The organism is Candidatus Moraniibacteriota bacterium, assembly GCA_028688415.1.
In the GTDB taxonomy this organism is placed as follows: Bacteria; Patescibacteriota; Minisyncoccia; order Moranbacterales; family UBA1568; genus UBA1568.
Genome location: JAQTYF010000002.1, coordinates 26,962 through 38,703, shown reverse-complemented (window position 1 = coordinate 38,703; position 11,742 = coordinate 26,962). Strand labels below are relative to the sequence as shown.

The 11,742-nt window shown below is 42.5% G+C and carries 22 protein-coding genes; all 22 read right to left on the bottom strand.

The window, feature by feature from the left end:
• Positions 1–94 precede the first annotated feature (94 nt).
• The 22 genes from rplO to PHH40_04715 all read right to left on the bottom strand — a co-directional run bounded on the left by rplO (position 95) and on the right by PHH40_04715 (position 11,568).
• A complete protein-coding gene (gene rplO / locus PHH40_04820) occupies positions 95–523 on the bottom strand; it encodes a 50S ribosomal protein L15 (GenBank protein ID MDD2767046.1) in 429 nt (142 codons plus the stop codon).
• A gap of 18 nt (positions 524–541) precedes the next feature.
• Complete coding sequence (gene rpsE / locus PHH40_04815) at positions 542–1,063, bottom strand: 30S ribosomal protein S5 (GenBank protein MDD2767045.1); 522 nt, start codon at positions 1,061–1,063, stop codon at positions 542–544.
• A 53-nt stretch (positions 1,064–1,116) separates the two neighbouring features.
• The gene (rplR, locus tag PHH40_04810; GenBank protein MDD2767044.1) at positions 1,117–1,473 is read right to left on the bottom strand and encodes a 50S ribosomal protein L18; all 357 of its coding nucleotides are present in this window, start codon (positions 1,471–1,473) and stop codon (positions 1,117–1,119) included.
• A gap of 20 nt (positions 1,474–1,493) precedes the next feature.
• Positions 1,494–2,030 (bottom strand): 50S ribosomal protein L6, encoded by a 537-nt coding sequence (gene rplF, locus PHH40_04805; protein ID MDD2767043.1) that lies wholly within the window; start codon positions 2,028–2,030, stop codon positions 1,494–1,496.
• Positions 2,031–2,055: 25 nt separating this feature from the next.
• The gene (gene rpsH, locus PHH40_04800; protein ID MDD2767042.1) at positions 2,056–2,463 is read right to left on the bottom strand and encodes a 30S ribosomal protein S8; all 408 of its coding nucleotides are present in this window, start codon (positions 2,461–2,463) and stop codon (positions 2,056–2,058) included.
• 16 nt (positions 2,464–2,479) lie between these two features.
• Complete coding sequence (locus PHH40_04795) at positions 2,480–2,665, bottom strand: type Z 30S ribosomal protein S14 (GenBank protein MDD2767041.1); 186 nt, start codon at positions 2,663–2,665, stop codon at positions 2,480–2,482.
• Between the two features lie 15 nt (positions 2,666–2,680).
• Positions 2,681–3,241, bottom strand: coding sequence for a 50S ribosomal protein L5 (rplE, locus tag PHH40_04790; GenBank protein MDD2767040.1), 561 nt, complete (start codon positions 3,239–3,241; stop codon positions 2,681–2,683).
• 34 nt (positions 3,242–3,275) lie between these two features.
• The gene (rplX, locus tag PHH40_04785; protein ID MDD2767039.1) at positions 3,276–3,581 is read right to left on the bottom strand and encodes a 50S ribosomal protein L24; all 306 of its coding nucleotides are present in this window, start codon (positions 3,579–3,581) and stop codon (positions 3,276–3,278) included.
• A gap of 9 nt (positions 3,582–3,590) precedes the next feature.
• Positions 3,591–3,962 (bottom strand): 50S ribosomal protein L14, encoded by a 372-nt coding sequence (gene rplN, locus PHH40_04780; protein MDD2767038.1) that lies wholly within the window; start codon positions 3,960–3,962, stop codon positions 3,591–3,593.
• 18 nt (positions 3,963–3,980) lie between these two features.
• Positions 3,981–4,244 carry a 30S ribosomal protein S17 gene (gene rpsQ, locus PHH40_04775; GenBank protein MDD2767037.1) on the bottom strand — a complete coding sequence of 88 codons (264 nt, stop codon included), beginning with the start codon at positions 4,242–4,244 and terminating at the stop codon, positions 3,981–3,983.
• Positions 4,245–4,248: 4 nt separating this feature from the next.
• Positions 4,249–4,452 carry a 50S ribosomal protein L29 gene (gene rpmC, locus PHH40_04770; GenBank protein ID MDD2767036.1) on the bottom strand — a complete coding sequence of 68 codons (204 nt, stop codon included), beginning with the start codon at positions 4,450–4,452 and terminating at the stop codon, positions 4,249–4,251.
• A 35-nt stretch (positions 4,453–4,487) separates the two neighbouring features.
• Positions 4,488–4,898: a 50S ribosomal protein L16 gene (rplP, locus tag PHH40_04765; protein MDD2767035.1), complete on the bottom strand. Its 411-nt coding sequence runs from the start codon at positions 4,896–4,898 to the stop codon at positions 4,488–4,490.
• 12 nt (positions 4,899–4,910) lie between these two features.
• A complete protein-coding gene (gene rpsC, locus PHH40_04760) occupies positions 4,911–5,576 on the bottom strand; it encodes a 30S ribosomal protein S3 (GenBank protein ID MDD2767034.1) in 666 nt (221 codons plus the stop codon).
• 113 nt (positions 5,577–5,689) lie between these two features.
• Positions 5,690–6,214, bottom strand: coding sequence for a 50S ribosomal protein L22 (rplV, locus tag PHH40_04755; GenBank protein ID MDD2767033.1), 525 nt, complete (start codon positions 6,212–6,214; stop codon positions 5,690–5,692).
• Between the two features lie 8 nt (positions 6,215–6,222).
• Positions 6,223–6,570, bottom strand: a complete 348-nt coding sequence (gene rpsS, locus PHH40_04750) for a 30S ribosomal protein S19 (GenBank protein ID MDD2767032.1) — start codon at positions 6,568–6,570, stop codon at positions 6,223–6,225.
• A gap of 21 nt (positions 6,571–6,591) precedes the next feature.
• Positions 6,592–7,419 (bottom strand): 50S ribosomal protein L2, encoded by an 828-nt coding sequence (gene rplB, locus PHH40_04745; GenBank protein MDD2767031.1) that lies wholly within the window; start codon positions 7,417–7,419, stop codon positions 6,592–6,594.
• A 24-nt stretch (positions 7,420–7,443) separates the two neighbouring features.
• On the bottom strand, positions 7,444–7,824 hold the full coding sequence (gene rplW / locus PHH40_04740; protein MDD2767030.1) for a 50S ribosomal protein L23: 381 nt from the start codon (positions 7,822–7,824) through the stop codon (positions 7,444–7,446).
• Between the two features lie 9 nt (positions 7,825–7,833).
• Positions 7,834–8,487, bottom strand: coding sequence for a 50S ribosomal protein L4 (rplD, locus tag PHH40_04735; GenBank protein ID MDD2767029.1), 654 nt, complete (start codon positions 8,485–8,487; stop codon positions 7,834–7,836).
• An 8-nt stretch (positions 8,488–8,495) separates the two neighbouring features.
• Positions 8,496–9,104: a 50S ribosomal protein L3 gene (gene rplC, locus PHH40_04730; protein MDD2767028.1), complete on the bottom strand. Its 609-nt coding sequence runs from the start codon at positions 9,102–9,104 to the stop codon at positions 8,496–8,498.
• Between the two features lie 173 nt (positions 9,105–9,277).
• Positions 9,278–9,604 (bottom strand): 30S ribosomal protein S10, encoded by a 327-nt coding sequence (gene rpsJ, locus PHH40_04725; protein ID MDD2767027.1) that lies wholly within the window; start codon positions 9,602–9,604, stop codon positions 9,278–9,280.
• 108 nt (positions 9,605–9,712) lie between these two features.
• On the bottom strand, positions 9,713–10,903 hold the full coding sequence (gene tuf, locus PHH40_04720) for an elongation factor Tu (protein ID MDD2767026.1): 1,191 nt from the start codon (positions 10,901–10,903) through the stop codon (positions 9,713–9,715).
• 317 nt (positions 10,904–11,220) lie between these two features.
• Complete coding sequence (locus PHH40_04715) at positions 11,221–11,568, bottom strand: GFA family protein (GenBank protein MDD2767025.1); 348 nt, start codon at positions 11,566–11,568, stop codon at positions 11,221–11,223.
• Positions 11,569–11,742 lie beyond the last annotated feature (174 nt).

The window sequence follows — 11,742 nt, the reverse complement described above, 5'->3', positions numbered from 1 at the left end:
GCATGACAGAACAAATCAGTTTCTTTATAAAACCAGCGACTACAAGAGGCAGTATACCCTAAAAAAGGAATATTTTCAAAGAAAGAAATCTTGTCTATTCGGTCACAACATCTTTGAAAGAAGCCTGCGCTTTGACAGAGGCAGTCACATCTTTACCAAGGGTGAGTTTCTTTTTGAGTTCACCGGTAGCGACGATTTTTACACCAAGAGCTGTGGCTGTTTTCGGAACCAATTTCTTGGCCAGAAGCGTTGCGAGAGAAACGGTTTCTCCGTCAGAAAATGCCTGTTCCAATTGAAACAATTTCACGAGACATTTCTTCTGATGAATAGATTTGAAACCACGTACTTTCTTCAAACGCTCGAGGAAAGTAGAGCGTCCACCTTCAAAGAGAGGATCCACAGAAGCACCAGAACGAGATTTCTGACCATTACTTCCACGACCAGCAGTCGTACCACGCTTACCACCGCGTCCAATACGCTTACGTGATTTCTTTTTTGTAACAGTGAGTTGATGAATTTGCATAATCAGTCTTTCAAGAGTTTATTTAGCATTGTGAGTTCCTTCGACTTCGCTCAGGACGACATTTTCTGATGTCGCTTTCACTGCTTTTGGAACGCGAGGAGCTTTCAACATCTGAAGAGCTTTTACAGTGACACGAGCGACATTCAAAGGATTGGAAGCACCGAGAGATTTAGAAACAATATCTTTCACTCCGAGCAAGTTAACAACCGATCGTACCGCTCCACCAGCAATAATACCCTGTCCTTGAGATGCTGGTTTGAGGAGTACTCGAGCACTACCGAGTTTTGCGAGCACATCATGAGAAATAGTAGAGCCAGCAAGTTCGACGGTGATCATATTCTTCTTGGCATCATTGAAAGCCTTCTGGATAGCATCAGAAACATCAGATCCTTTGGCGACACCCACACCAACTTTTCCTTTTCGGTTACCGATAACAAGCGTCGCACGAAAACGGAAACGTCGACCACCTTTTACTACACGTGTCACGCGAGCCAAATTGAGGAGTTTTTGATCAAACTCCGGCTTCTCGCGACGTCCCATTTTTTTTCCTTGCTTTACCATAAGATACTTGAAATCTCGATTAATATCACTACTTAAAATACTAGACCAGCAATACGCGCAGCTTCTGCAAGTGCTTTCACTTTGCCATGATACTTGTATCCAGAACGATCAAACACTGCTTTCTCTACTCCCAGTTTCGAGAGTTTTGTAGCAATTTCTTTACCAACAAGCGCAGCACCTGCGACGGTATGTTCTGCTTTTTTTCCAAGCAACAAGAGATCTGCAGCTGCGATTGTTTTTCCTGTTTCATCATTTATCGCTTGAACAGAAATGTTTCTCAGACTTCGAAAAACTGAAAGACGCGGACACTCTGCTGTGCCAGAAATTTTGGCACGGACACGACGTTTCCGTTCAAATCGTTTCACTTTTTTCATTTCTCTCTTGAGCATACTCGTTTTTCTAGCTTATATTAGGCGGCGGCTTTCTTTCCTTCCTTACGACGGACAACTTCACCAACATAACGAAAACCTTTTCCTTTGTATGGTTCTACTGGCTTTAATTTTCTGATAACAGCAGTGAATTCACCTACCAATTGTTTATCAATACCAGAGAGAGTCAGGACGTTGTTTTCTATCTTTGCTTCCAATCCTTCTGATACGATTTTTTCAACAGGATGAGAGAAACCAAGCGCAAGTATCAATTTCTTGCCTGAGACAGACATACGGTATCCGACACCATTCAATTCAAGTTGTTTTTGGAAACCAGTTGTCACACCAACGATCATATTCGCAATCAATTTCGTTGTTGTTCCCCAGAGTGCTCGTGCTTTTTTGGTATCACCGACTTTTGTTACCAGTACTTCGTTTTCCACGACAGATACTTTGACTTCACGTGTATGAGAAAATGTCAGTGTTCCTTTCGGTCCTTTTACGGTAACCTTATGATTATCGACACTTATTTCGACACCACTTGGGATACTTACAGGTTTTTTTCCAATTCTACTCATAATGAATAACTTTTAACTCGGACAATTACCACACTTTACAAATATATTCTCCTCCCAACCCTCGACGATATGCTTCCGTACCAGTCATTATTCCTTCTGAAGTAGACACAATAGCGATACCGTATCCGTTCTTCACTTTTTTAATTTCACTCTTTTTGACATAGATACGGCAACCCTGTTTACTGACACGTGTCAATTCTTGGATAGCTGGAGCTTTTTTTGTCGGAGAAACCTGGGTATATTTAAGCCAGATACACAAATTCTCGTGTGCATCTTCAGTCGTCTGTTTTTCGAAACGACCGATAAATCCTTCGTGTTCGAGAATAGAAGCAAGAACGAATTTCATTTTCGAAATCGGCATAGAAACTGACGCGTGGCCAGCAGCCTGTGCGTTTCGAATTCTGGTTAACATGTCTGCGATTGGGTCTAACATAGTGTCTAACTTAAATTTACCAAGATGATTTTTTTACTCCAGGGATCTGGCCACTATTGGCGAGCTCACGGAAACAGATACGACATACATCATATGTACGGAGATACCCGCGTTTACGACCACATTTCCAACAACGATTCACGATACGCGTGGAAAACTTCGGGGTTTTGAGTGCTCTAGCTTGTGTAGATGTCTTTGCCATATAAATATCGATATATTACTTTTCCTTTTTTACTTCAACCTGTTCCATCGGCAGTCCGAGAAGGCGAAACAATGCTTCCCCTTCTTTCCTATTCTTCGCCGTTGTAACAATGTTGACTTGGAAACTAAAGATGTTCTGTACTTTCTCTGCGACAATTTCTGGAAAAACGAGATGCTCTTTGATACCAATGTTACAGTTTCCGCTCTGATCAATCGAGCTCTTGGGAATACCCTGGAAATCACGTACACGAGGGAGGGCGATATTCACGAGTCGGTCCAAAAAGTTCCACATACGTTTCCCGTGGAGCGTCACACGAGCCCCGACCTCCAAACCTTCACGAGTTTTGAATCCGGCGATAGCTTTGCGTGCTTTGGTTGCGATGACTTTCTGTCCAGTGATCGCTTCGAGAGATGCTATAGCATCTTCGACTCGCTTGGAGTCTTTCAAGATCTTACCAGTACCGATGTTCACGACGATTTTCCCCAGACGAGGAACGGCCATCACGTTTTCAATACCAAGTTCCTTCTGCAAAGCAGGAACCACTTTTTCGGTATACAATTGTTTCTTGTGTAACATTTTCATACGAGATCTCCTCTACACACTTTGTAAATTAAATAGTCTTGCCTGACTTCTTGCTGATGCGGACTTTTTCTCCACCCTCGATCTTGTATCCAATACGAGTCAATTTTCCTGAATGAGGACATACGAGCATCACATTGGAGACATGGAGTGGGGCTTCTTTCTCAATACGTTGACCTTTTTCTCCGTCACGAGTCGCTTTGATATGACGTTTCATGATATTTGCACCTTTGACGACGATTTTATCAATCTTAGGAAATACGAACAACACTTCTCCGCGTTTTCCGGAATCTTTCCCTGCTGTTATTTCTACTTGATCACCTTTCTTAATCTTCATATGTGTACTTTATAAAACTTCTGGAGCGAGAGAAACAATCTTTGAAAATCCTTTTTCACGGAGTTCGCGAGCAATCGGACCAAAGATACGTGTTCCTTTCGGATCAATCTTGTTTGCATCGAGAATCACAGCTGCGTTTTCATCAAATCGGATATAAGAGTTGTCCTTGCGACGATATGATCTCACTTGACGAACAATCACGGCCTTGACGATTTCTCCTTTTTTCACCATACCCCGTGGTTCAGCTGATTTGACAGAAGCCACAATGATATCACCGAGACCTGCATAGCGCCGTCTGGTTCCACCAAGTACCTTGAAGCACTTGATCATTTTTGCGCCACTGTTGTCGGCGACTATCAATTTTGATTCTGCTTGGATCATACAAATACTATTTCTTGATTACAGAGCGATGATTTTATGAAAGGTATCACGACTGATCGGTCGACATTCCTGAAAAGTCACTTTTTCTCCGATCGTATACTTATTCTCTTCAACATGGACCTTGTAACGTTTTGTCGATCGGTACTGTTTCAGATACTTCGGATGGGTCTTCAATGTATCGACAGCAACCACGATCGTTTTGTCCATCTTGTTACTGACGACAATACCCGTTCTTGTAGGAGCGTGCTGTGTCTTTGTAATTGTAGGTGTTCCTTTTTCCATATACTTAGTCTACATTAATTGAAAGCACGGATTCTTGTTTGAGCGTTTTCAGACGGGCGATATCTTTCTTGGCTTTTCTGTATTCGCTATGAATTTTTGTCTCACGAGTAGCCAAATCAAAACGAAGCTTGCGAGCCTTATCAGATAATTCGAGAATTGCCTTCTCGCATTCACCTGCTGATTTTTCTCTCCATTCTTTTGCTTTCATACTTCTATCAACTTTATAACTTTTATAAATCTTCTTTACTGACGTGTAACAAACTTTGTTTTGATAGCCAATTTATGTGATGCGAGTCGCATTGCTTCTTCTGCTGCTGACTTCGTGATACCGTCGAGTTCGAAAAGAACTTTTCCGGATCGTATTTTGGCAACAAAATGATCAACACTTCCTTTTCCTTTACCCATTGGGGTTTGTTCACCTTTCTTGGTCATCGGTTTATCAGGAAATATGCGAATCCATATTTTTCCACCACGCTGGATAGAGTGTGTCATCGCACGTCTGGCAGCTTCGATCTGACGAGCAGATACGAGACCTTCCTCGACAGCTTTCAAACCATAGGTTCCAAAACTTACTTTATCCCCGCTCGTTGCTGGACTCCCAGACCAACCTCCGCGGTGGATTTTGCGATGTTTAACTTTTTTTGGCATTAACATAGGATACTTCTATTATTCTTTTTCAACCGCTACTTCTTCGAACTTTTCACCTTTATAAATCCAGGTCTTGATTCCGATAACACCATACGTAGTGTGCGCTTCTGTACGAGCAAAGTCAATGTCAGCACGCAGTGTATGAAGAGGAATTTTTCCACGAGACAACCATTCGCGACGAGCCATTTCTGCACCACCGAGACGACCACAAAGTTCTATTTTTACTCCCTGCACCGTCTTGTTGGCTTCTACTTGATCCAACATTGTTTTCAAAATACGACGGAACGGCATACGTTTTTCCAATTGTTCCGCAACTTGCTGTCCAACAAGTATCGCACTGGTTTCAGGATTTTTTACTTCTTGCACATCTACTTTCAAATCCACTTTCTTTCCAGCAAAGAATTTCTTTTTGATGACACGTGCGAGATCTTCGATACCTGTTCCTCCTCGTCCGATGAGAACACCTGGACGAGCCGTCTCTACCATGAGCTTTACCACATTCATAGAACGGTCGATACGGACAGAAGCGATGGCTGCCGCTTTCCACTTACTCATAATGAGTGAGCGTATTTCTACGTCTTTGCGGAGCTGTTCACTGTATGTCTTTTTCGTACCAAACCAAAGGGATTGCCACTGCGTGGTAATACCGAGACGAATGCCAGTTGGATTTACTTTATTGCCCATATTTTTTATAGCTTATTAGCACCGTAGCTAGTAGCTTCTTAGTCTGTAGCTTTTCTGAAAAAGAATCTCTTTTTCTCTACAAGCTAAGAAGCTACCACCTACAAGCTCTTTCATTATATCGATTTTCTTTGGAATACTTTCTTGACTACTTTTCCTGCGGTTGTTTTGTTGGATACTCCACTGTTTGATCCTATTTTTTCTGTGTGTTTTGAAACAGCAGGGGCTTTTTTCGTTTCGACTATGTCTGCTTCTTTGATCGTAACGATTTCTTCGTTAGTTTTCTTCTCAGTACGATTCTTTCCTTCTATTTTTTCTTCCAGAATAATCGTCACATTGGAACCACGATGGAGCAAAGGAGTCGCTCGTCCAAAAGCTCGAGGCAACCAGCGTTTCAGTCGCAAACCATCTCCGACACGAATCTCGAAAATATAGAGATTTTGAGCATCCAATCCGTTGTTATGAGTTGCATTGGCGATAGCGCTTTTCAAAAGAGTAGCGATCGGTTCAGAAGACTTTTTCACCAACTTGGAAAGCTGGATCAAAGCTTCATTGGCATCAATACCAACAAGAGCGTGGGTCACGAGACGCACTTTACGTGGAGCTATTCGGAGATTGGTGAGTGTAGCTTGTACCTTCATAATTGTATCTATTTCTTACCGGCGGCTGGAGTCGCATTCTTGGCGGCTTTGGCAGCATCGAGTTCACGTTGTTTAGCAGCTGTTTCGAGGTCTTTCTGCATCTTTCCTCCATGACGATGGAATGTACGAGTCGGGGAAAATTCACCGAGCTTGTGTCCTACCATTTCTTCTGTAACAAGAACAGGGATGAAGATTTTTCCATTATGAACACCAAACGTAAAACCAGTCATTTCAGGAGATATTGTGCAGGATCGTGACCATGTTTTGATGACAGTACGATCGCCAAGTTTCTTCCCTTCGAGCTTTTTGAGCACGCGTGGATCGACATATGGACCTTTTTTGAGACTTCTAGACATACAGTTGGCTTTATTATAATACTATTTCTTCTGACGACGTTTCACAATATATTTACTCGTGATATTTTTTCTCTTGCGAGTTTTCTTGCCGAGTGCCGGCTTACCCCATGGGGTCTTCGGATGCATACCAATCGGCTGACGTCCTTCTCCTCCACCGTGTGGATGATCGACTGGGTTCATTGCGCTACCACGAACGGCTGGGCGATGATTCATATGTCGGGCGCGTCCCGCTTTACCAATCGTTTCAGCACTGTGTTCGAAATTACTCACTTGCCCGAGCGTAGCATAACAATCTTTACTGATCAAACGGATTTCTCCAGAAGTGAGTTTGATTTGTGCCATCGGACCATCAAGAGCCATGAGTGTTGCTTGTGCTCCAGCGCTTCGGACAATCTGTCCGCCTTTGCCGATTTTCATTTCAATATTGCAGATAGTCGTTCCGACAGGAATATTTTTAAGAAGCAATCGATTACCATTGACGATCGGAGTTTCTTCTCCAGAAAGAACGTTTTGTCCTTGTCGCATTCCATCGGTAGCGAGGATATACCGTTTTTCTCCATCAGCATAATGGACGAGTGCGATAAGAGCAGAACGATTCGGATCTTTTTCGATACTTGCGATACGTCCAGGAATATTCCACTTGTCTTGACGAAAATCGACGATACGATAGCGACGCTTGACTCCACCACCCTGGTGTCGCACGGAAATTTTTCCGCCAGAACGACCAGCTTTCTTTGGAAGAGCTGAGAGGAGGGATTTTTCCGGTTTTCTGTCAGTCAAACCATCTGGTTTCACCACCGACATATTACGTCGTCCCGCATTATTCTTTTTGTAGATTTTGATTGCCATAATGATTTGCTACCGCAGTGAGAATTACATACCACCCTTAAAGAGTTCTATTGTCTGTCCTTTTTTCACACTAATAATTGCTTTCTTGATGGCACCTTTTGTACCGATATTCTTTCCCATAACTCGTGTCTTTGCAGGCAATTTAACGATATTGACTTGCTCTACTGTGACACTGTAGGCTTCTTCGACAGCTCTCTTGATTGATTTTTTCGTTGCTTCTTTCGCAACAATAAAAACAAATTGATTGAGAGCGTTGAGAGCGTACGCTTTTTCAGTAACACGAGGACGGAGCAAAAGCTGTGTTGCCAAAGGACTTTCTTTGACTGCTACAGTCTTTTCCTTTGGAACAACAGTTTTCACTGTTTTTTCTTTCGTTTCTTCAGTTGTTTTCTTGAATAATGCCATACATTTATATTACTTGGTCTCCTGCTTATTCCATACTGCGAAACGATTTTCGAGATTTTTGATACCAGCTTCTGTAATGATCAAATATTCACGATCGAGGAGTTGCACAACATTCAACATTTCAGTCAGAGTATTCTCTACTTTTGGAATATTACGGCTCATCACAGTCAGTGCTCGTTCATCACCCGTAAGCGAAAGCACGAGACTTCTGTTTGTGATACCGAAAGCTTTCAGTGTCTCAGCAAACAATTTTGTTTTCTTTTCAGTATAATTCAATTCATCAACCACGATCATTTTTCCAGAACGAATTTTTTCTGAAAGAGCAATCATAACTGCCTTCTGACGCATTTTCTGATTGGTATCTTTGCTAAAATTTCGATCTTTGGTCGGTCCAAATGTCACTCCACCCTTACGCCACAAAGGACTCTGAGCAGAACCAGCACGAGCACGCCCCGTTCCCTTCTGACGCCAAGGTTTGATACCAGAGCCACTGCGCTCGCTACGATCCTTGGTGTGAGCAATAGGTTTGCGGAGGTTACTTGTTTGAGCGACGTAAATCTGATGAAGCAATGTATTGTTTGCAGGTACATTGAAAACGAAATCTACTAATTCGATTTCCTTTACATCTTTGCCTGCTGTGTTTTTTACAGTAATCTTGGTCATATCTGTGATTATTTCACGCTCATTATTTTCACTACACGTCCATTCACTCCTGGTACAGCACCTCGGACACCGATCAACCCTTCTTCTTCATTGACATAAACAACCGTGAGATTGAGAGCAGTCATATTGACACCGCCCATACGTCCTGCCATACGGCGACCTTTGACAACGTGTTCTGGGAATGTTGCTCCGATAGATCCTGGCTTGCGCAAATCGTGCTTACCACCGTGCGTCTTGCGACCTCCGGCAAATCCATATCGTTTGACTGTTCCCTGAAATCCTTTTCCTTTCGTCACGCCAGAAATATTGACCTGATCACCCAGAGCGAAAAGAGAAACATTGATTTTACTTGCGATTGGATATTTTTCCAACTCTGTTACGAGACCAGCGCGGTTTTCTGCGATTGTTATGGCCTTGTCGACACGGAATTCTTTACGGACAGATTTCTTTCCTGTTTTATCAATCTCAAGTTGTACGGCGAGATAGCCATCTTTTTCGAAAGTACGATTGAGAACAACGGTGTTTTCTTGACAGGCAATCATGGTAACATTCAAAGCACCTTTTGTTTCATCAAAAAGCGTTGTCATTCCGAGTTTTTTTCCGAGAAGAAATTTCATAAGGCTGATTCGTTTGGTAATAAAAAAACTGGCTCTTTCTAAGACAGCCAGTTTTTTCAAACGTGGCTCGCTTAGTATCTTACTTCTCCCTTCCTTTTATCAGATACGGAGATGAAGACTTGAACGAGTATTTTATCTATTGGTAATAAATGTTTTCTTGACTTGCAATGATACTACATTTTTATTTCGACGTCTACTCCTGCTGGCAAATCGAGGTTCGTAAGATTCTCGATAGTTTTGGCAGTTGGATTGGTGATGTCGATCAATCTTTTGTGTACACGCATCTCGTACTGATCACGTGAGTTCTTATGGACAAAAGTCGAACGGTTGACGGTTACTTTGTGGATTTCTGTCGGAAGCGGTACGGGGCCAGTAATGATCGCTCCAGTACGCTCTGCTGTTTCCACAATTTTTCTCGCCGACTGATCGATCACTTTGTGATCATAAGCCTTGATTTTGATTCTGACACGTAGGTCTTGCGTTGTTTCTATCTTTTTCATTGCGTCATTTATGATGTACTATTTATCCCTCTTTCAAGAGAATGATCGTGGGGGCAACTTTTTTCAGTTGCTTCCCCACTCGATTCTCTCGATCCGCCAGCTGGCGGACTATTTCAAAATTTTTGTCACAACACCAGCGCCTACTGTACGGCCACCTTCGCGAATAGCGAATCGCATACCGTCTTCCATAGCAACAGGTGCGAGGAGTTTGATTTTCAGTTTTACAGTATCACCAGGCATAACCATTTCTGTTCCCTCTGGCAATTCTACTTCACCGGTCACATCAGTGGTACGGATATAGAATTGTGGTTTGTATCCCTTGAAGAATGGAGTGTGACGTCCACCTTCTTCTTTGGACAGTACGTATACTTCACCGTCGAATTCAGTATGAGGAGTGATAGAACCAGTTTTGGCCAATACCTGACCACGCTGTACATCTTCTTTTTTGATACCTCGGATGAGGAGACCAGCATTGTCACCACATTCTCCGCGGTTGAGAGACTTGTTGAACATTTCAATACCAGTCACTACTGTTTTTCGTGTATCAGCGAGACCGATGATTTCTACTTCTTCGTTGATGTTGATCACACCACGTTCGATACGTCCAGTTACTACTGTTCCACGACCTTCGATAGAAAAGATATCTTCGATAGGGAGAAGGAATGGTTTGTCCAAATCACGTACTGGTTGTGGAATGTTCTCATCGATAGCTTTCATGAGGTCGAGAATTGGTTTTGCATCTGGATCCTCAGCAGACTTTACATTGAGAGCTTTGAGAGCACTTCCACGAACGATAACCGCTTTGTCACCGTCAAATTCGTATTTGGAAAGGAGTTCGCGGATTTCAGCTTCGACGAGTTCGATGAGTTCTTCATCATCCACCATATCTACCTTGTTCAAAAACACAACGATAGCAGGTACACCTACCTGGCGAGCCAAGAGGATGTGCTCACGAGTCTGTGGCATAGGACCATCAGTAGCAGACACAACGAGAATAGCACCGTCCATTTGAGCGGCACCTGTAATCATGTTTTTGATATAGTCAGCGTGACCAGGACAATCTACGTGTGCATAGTGACGAGCTTCAGTAGAATATTCACAGTGAGCAGTTGCGATAGTGATACCACGTTCACGTTCCTCTGGAGCTTTGTCGATTTCATCGATACCTTTTTCTGCGGCCATACCCAAGAAATGCTGAACGTGCAGAATAGCTGCAGTCAGAGTTGTCTTTCCATGGTCGACGTGACCGATAGTACCGACGTTTACGTGTGGTTTGCTGCGATCAAATTGCTCTGCCATAGATGTATCGTATGAGTACGCCATCTTTACTTTATGTAAAGCATTATGCGCTCTCCTAATAATTACGAATTATATTTATTACTACACTTTTTCTCTTTCTCCCATTTTTTCCAAAAGTAAATGAAAAAAGCTTGAGAGAAAGCATTACTTGATATGATACCAACTCATTTCAATTCTGTCAAGCCTTCATTTCTTCGCTCGAATGCCACTGACGATTCTCAATAAAAAAACCGCATACAAGCCTTCTTTCGGGAAATATTGTGATTTCTAGAAAGAACAGATAGAGAGAGGAACAGATTCCGATCTCGTCTTATGGATTACATGCTTTTTCCATCGAATTCTGATGAATGGAGTGTGGAGAAATCGACAGCATCGAGACAACGGACATTGACCATTATGGTCGGCTTGCCATCCTTTCCAGTGCCACGACCAAAGGACTGAATTCCACAGACTTTACAAAAAAGATGCGCGATAGTTTTTGTATTGAATCGATACTCCGTAAGCAGATCCTCACCAGCAAGAAGCGTGAATTGTTCTGCTGGAACAAATGCAAGAATAAATCCTTTTTTCTGACAATGCGAACAGTTGCACGTCATCGTATGCGAAAGATCTGCCTCGACCTCATATCTCACTCCCCCACAATGACATCCGCCAGTATATTTCATACGATTATTGTATTTGTAAATTATTCTATCATTTCCTATGATTTCTCCTACAAATATATCTTATCACACATTCTACCGTCCTTCTCTATAAAACTAAAAACCAGCCTCTTTGGCTGGTTTTTGAAATTCAACATTCGCTTAAACTCTTCGACAAGCTCAGGATAATATTGTCAG

Bases quoted from the DNA above. Each gene is read 5' to 3' on its own strand.
- rplO (MDD2767046.1), bottom strand. From the start codon at position 523: ATGCAAATTCATCAACTCACTGTTACAAAAAAGAAATCACGTAAGCGT.
- rpsE (MDD2767045.1), bottom strand. From the start codon at position 1,063: ATGGGACGTCGCGAGAAGCCGGAGTTTGATCAAAAACTCCTCAATTTG.
- rplR (MDD2767044.1), bottom strand. From the start codon at position 1,473: ATGCTCAAGAGAGAAATGAAAAAAGTGAAACGATTTGAACGGAAACGT.
- rplF (MDD2767043.1), bottom strand. From the start codon at position 2,030: ATGAGTAGAATTGGAAAAAAACCTGTAAGTATCCCAAGTGGTGTCGAA.
- rpsH (MDD2767042.1), bottom strand. From the start codon at position 2,463: ATGTTAGACCCAATCGCAGACATGTTAACCAGAATTCGAAACGCACAG.
- PHH40_04795 (MDD2767041.1), bottom strand. From the start codon at position 2,665: ATGGCAAAGACATCTACACAAGCTAGAGCACTCAAAACCCCGAAGTTT.
- rplE (MDD2767040.1), bottom strand. From the start codon at position 3,241: ATGTTACACAAGAAACAATTGTATACCGAAAAAGTGGTTCCTGCTTTG.
- rplX (MDD2767039.1), bottom strand. From the start codon at position 3,581: ATGAAGATTAAGAAAGGTGATCAAGTAGAAATAACAGCAGGGAAAGAT.
- rplN (MDD2767038.1), bottom strand. From the start codon at position 3,962: ATGATCCAAGCAGAATCAAAATTGATAGTCGCCGACAACAGTGGCGCA.
- rpsQ (MDD2767037.1), bottom strand. From the start codon at position 4,244: ATGGAAAAAGGAACACCTACAATTACAAAGACACAGCACGCTCCTACA.
- rpmC (MDD2767036.1), bottom strand. From the start codon at position 4,452: ATGAAAGCAAAAGAATGGAGAGAAAAATCAGCAGGTGAATGCGAGAAG.
- rplP (MDD2767035.1), bottom strand. From the start codon at position 4,898: ATGTTAATGCCAAAAAAAGTTAAACATCGCAAAATCCACCGCGGAGGT.
- rpsC (MDD2767034.1), bottom strand. From the start codon at position 5,576: ATGGGCAATAAAGTAAATCCAACTGGCATTCGTCTCGGTATTACCACG.
- rplV (MDD2767033.1), bottom strand. From the start codon at position 6,214: ATGAAGGTACAAGCTACACTCACCAATCTCCGAATAGCTCCACGTAAA.
- rpsS (MDD2767032.1), bottom strand. From the start codon at position 6,570: ATGTCTAGAAGTCTCAAAAAAGGTCCATATGTCGATCCACGCGTGCTC.
- rplB (MDD2767031.1), bottom strand. From the start codon at position 7,419: ATGGCAATCAAAATCTACAAAAAGAATAATGCGGGACGACGTAATATG.
- rplW (MDD2767030.1), bottom strand. From the start codon at position 7,824: ATGGCATTATTCAAGAAAACAACTGAAGAAACGAAAGAAAAAACAGTG.
- rplD (MDD2767029.1), bottom strand. From the start codon at position 8,487: ATGACCAAGATTACTGTAAAAAACACAGCAGGCAAAGATGTAAAGGAA.
- rplC (MDD2767028.1), bottom strand. From the start codon at position 9,104: ATGAAATTTCTTCTCGGAAAAAAACTCGGAATGACAACGCTTTTTGAT.
- rpsJ (MDD2767027.1), bottom strand. From the start codon at position 9,604: ATGAAAAAGATAGAAACAACGCAAGACCTACGTGTCAGAATCAAAATC.
- tuf (MDD2767026.1), bottom strand. From the start codon at position 10,903: ATGGCAGAGCAATTTGATCGCAGCAAACCACACGTAAACGTCGGTACT.
- PHH40_04715 (MDD2767025.1), bottom strand. From the start codon at position 11,568: ATGAAATATACTGGCGGATGTCATTGTGGGGGAGTGAGATATGAGGTC.